Below are 3,495 nucleotides of genomic sequence, written 5' to 3' on the forward strand. Positions count from 1 at the left end.
GACCTTATCGACTTTACTGAAGATCTGTACAAGAAGATGTCATTAGAGGTTTTAGGAACCACCAAGATCCATTATGGTAAAGAAGGTGAGCCTGGTTTAGACATTGATTTTTCAAAGCCATTTGACAGATTAACAATGAAAGAATCAATTGTTAAGTATGGCAATGGTATTACAATGGAAGATTTAGCTGACGAGAATAAGGCTCGTGAGCTGTGCAAGAAGCATCACATTGAGTTAATGGATGGCTGGACTTTAGGTCATTACATTACTGCATTATTTGATGAACTTGTAGAGGCAAATCTTCAGCAGCCTACATTCATTACCTCATATCCTGCAGTAGTATCTCCTCTTGCAAGAAGAACCGATGGTGATGAAGAGTTTACAGATCGTTTCGAGTTCTTTATCGGTGGTCGTGAGATCGGTAACGGCTTCTCAGAGCTGAACGATCCTGATGATCAGGCTGGTCGTTTCCGTCAGCAGGCTGAAGCTAAGAAGCATGGCGATGATGAAGCTATGTACTATGATGAGGACTATATCAATGCAATGCAGTATGGTCTTCCTCCAACCGCTGGTGAAGGTATCGGTATTGACAGAACTGTAATGTTATTTACAAACAGTCACACTATTCGTGATGTTATTTTATTCCCAACATTAAGACGTAATTAGTAATTACTAAGGTGAGCAAAATGAAAAAGTACCAAGGTTCAATGGTAGCGCTAGTAACTCCTTTCTCAAACGGTAAGGTTGATTTCGCTGCTCTTGAGAAAATGGTAGAGTTCCAGATTCAGAATGGAACTACCTGTCTTGTTGTAACAGGTACAACAGGTGAATGTCCAACATTAACTAATGAAGAGCACATCGAAGTAATCAAACGTTCAGTTGAGGTTGCTAATGGTCGTGTTCCAGTTATGGCAGGTGCAGGTTCAAATAATCCTGTTGAAGCTATTGCATTATCAAATGCAGCAAAAGAAGTTGGTGCAGACAGCCTTTTACACAATGCTGGCTACTATAACCGTCCAAATCAGGAAGGTTTATATGCTCACTTCAAGATGGTTCATGACAACACTGATTTACCAATCTTTATTTACAACGTACCAGGCCGTACTGTTGTAAATATCTCATCTGAGACTGTTGCAAAGCTGTCAAAGTTAGAGAGAGTAGTTGGTATTAAGGATGCAACTGGTAACCTTGAGAGACCATGGCTTGAGCGCAACATGATTGATAAGCCTTTTATCTTCTTATCTGGTGAAGATTCTACTGCTGTATCATTCAATGTTGCAGGCGGTGTTGGTGTAATCTCTGTTACTGCTAACGTTGCTCCTGCATTAGTAGCTAAGGTACAGAATCTGACTTTAGAGAAGAAGTGGGAAGAGGCAGCAGAGCAGCAGCTTAAGTTAATGAAGCTACATAAGTTAATGTTCAAGGAGCCAAGTCCAGCTCCTGCTAAGTATGCAGCATCATTATTAGGCTTATGCAAAGAAGATGTTCGTTTACCAATTCTTCCTGTTTCTGATTCATTAAGAGCAGAAATCAAGGCAGAAATGCAGAAACTTGAGCTTATTTAATGACAGATATTCAGGATTCAAAGAATACAACTCAAGAGCCGGCAGTACAGCACAGAATAAAATCCTTTGTTGTAAGAGCCGGCCGTATGACTGAAGGCCAGATAAGAGCAATAGAAACTCTTGGTCCTCGTTTTATGGTTAATGTAGAAGATTTGCAACCACTTGATCTGGATGCAATCTTCGGATGTTCTGCTCCTGTAGTTGTAGAAATCGGATTTGGCATGGGTGTTTCTTTTGTTCAGATGGCAAAGGATAACCCTGATTGTAATTATCTAGGAATCGAAGTTCATCCTCCTGGGGTTGGTTCTTGCCTTAAACTGATTGATGAGAATCAGCTGACAAATGTAAGAATCATTCAGCATGATGCATTTGATGTAATCACAAAGTGCTTAAAGCCAGAGAGTGTGGATATTCTACAGATATTTTTCCCTGATCCATGGCCTAAAAAGAGACATGTAAAACGTCGTCTGATAAACGATGAATTTGTACAGCTGGTAAAACCTCTGTTCAAACATGGTGGTCAGTTCAGAATGGCAACTGATTGGGAAGATTATGCAAATCAGATGCTTGATGTTATGACTAGGGCAGAGGGTTATACAAATACCTCTTTGGATGGAACATTTATTCCACGCCCTGAGTATAGACCAGTCACCAAATTTGAATCACGTGGTCAGCGATTAGGTCACGGTGTTTGGGATTTGGTGTTCAAGCGTGACTGATAAGTTAGAAGAAAGAAAATCAGGCCTTCGCGAATACGTTCGCGAATGCCTCAAATTAGATAACCCAGAGCTGGTATCGCTAAATGGTGATGCTAGCTTTAGAAGATACTTCAAAATACCATCTACACAGTTTATTGCTGTAGATTCTCCCCCTGATACTCAAAAAAATAAAGAGTTTGTATCTATTGATAAAGCTTTATCTGCCTCTGGTGTAAGAGTTCCTTCCATACACTTTATGGATTTGGAAAAGGGTTATTTCATCATCGAAGATCTAGGAGATGTAACCTTTGCGGATGTAAGTGTGAAGAACACAAAGCAGTGGTATAAAAAAGCTATTGATGTTCTTAGTGATATTCTTCCTGTCAAAAGAGATGATGAAGTTCAGTTTGATGAACAGTTCATCAGATTTGAACTTTCTTTATTTGAAACATGGATGCTAAACAAGGGGCTTAATGTAATCTTAGATGCTCAGGAAAAAGCAATTCTTGAAGAGGCATATGATGAACTTGTAAAAGTATGTCTGTCACAGCAACAGTGTTCTATGCACAGAGACTATCACAGCAGAAATCTGATGGTACGTGATAATGAACTGTATGTGATTGATTTTCAGGATATGGTAAGAGGTCCTATCACATATGATTTGGCATCTTTACTGTATGATTGCTATGTTGATTTAGCTCCAGGTCTAATAGATTCATTAAGTGCTTATGCGTACAACGTATTTACTGATAAGGGAATTATAAAAGATACTCCTTATGAGGAATTTGTACAGAATATGTGCTTAACATCATTGCAGCGACATATAAAGGTTTTAGGCATTTTTGTAAGACTGTCTGTTCGTGATGGAAAAGATGGTTATCTAAAAGATCTGCCAAGAGTCATAAATTACGTCTTAAAAGAGTGCGATATCAGTCCTAAGTTTAGTAAACTAAAAGCTTTGATACAGAAGTATGTCGTAGGTAAATACTAAAATGAAAGCCATGATTTTAGCTGCGGGCCGAGGTGAGAGACTTCGTCCTATAACCGATACAATTCCAAAGCCATTAGTTGAAGTAGGACAGATCCCATTGCTGGTTCATCATATTAACAAGCTTAAAAAGGCTGGAATTACAGATATTCTTGTTAATTCAGCTCATCTGTCTGAAAAGATAGTATCTTTTCTTAAAGATGGTTCTTCATTTGGTGTAAATATCACTCATTCAGTTGAAGGT

5 protein-coding genes are annotated in these 3,495 nt (G+C 38.8%); all 5 read left to right on the forward strand.

The annotated features are described in order from the left end of the window. The coding region (locus ACJML3_RS07050; protein ID WP_406021868.1) for an amino acid--tRNA ligase-related protein at positions 1 to 666 on the forward strand (666 nt) is incomplete at its 5' end. Between the two features lie 20 nt (positions 667 to 686). After that, the gene (dapA, locus tag ACJML3_RS07055; protein ID WP_406021870.1) at positions 687 to 1,565 is read left to right on the forward strand and encodes a 4-hydroxy-tetrahydrodipicolinate synthase; all 879 of its coding nucleotides are present in this window, start codon (positions 687 to 689) and stop codon (positions 1,563 to 1,565) included. Further along, a complete protein-coding gene (trmB, locus tag ACJML3_RS07060; protein WP_406021872.1) occupies positions 1,565 to 2,284 on the forward strand; it encodes a tRNA (guanosine(46)-N7)-methyltransferase TrmB in 720 nt (239 codons plus the stop codon). Before dapA ends, trmB begins: the two co-directional genes overlap by 1 nt. Further along, positions 2,277 to 3,254, forward strand: a complete 978-nt coding sequence (locus ACJML3_RS07065) for an aminoglycoside phosphotransferase family protein (protein WP_406021874.1) — start codon at positions 2,277 to 2,279, stop codon at positions 3,252 to 3,254. Before trmB ends, ACJML3_RS07065 begins: the two co-directional genes overlap by 8 nt. A gap of 1 nt (position 3,255) precedes the next feature. Beyond that, a partial coding sequence (locus ACJML3_RS07070; protein WP_406021876.1) for an NDP-sugar synthase occupies positions 3,256 to 3,495 on the forward strand: 240 nt, incomplete at its 3' end.

Origin of the sequence: Succinivibrio sp., from assembly GCF_045124615.1 — a bacterium.
GTDB lineage: Bacteria > Pseudomonadota > Gammaproteobacteria > Enterobacterales > Succinivibrionaceae > Succinivibrio > Succinivibrio faecicola.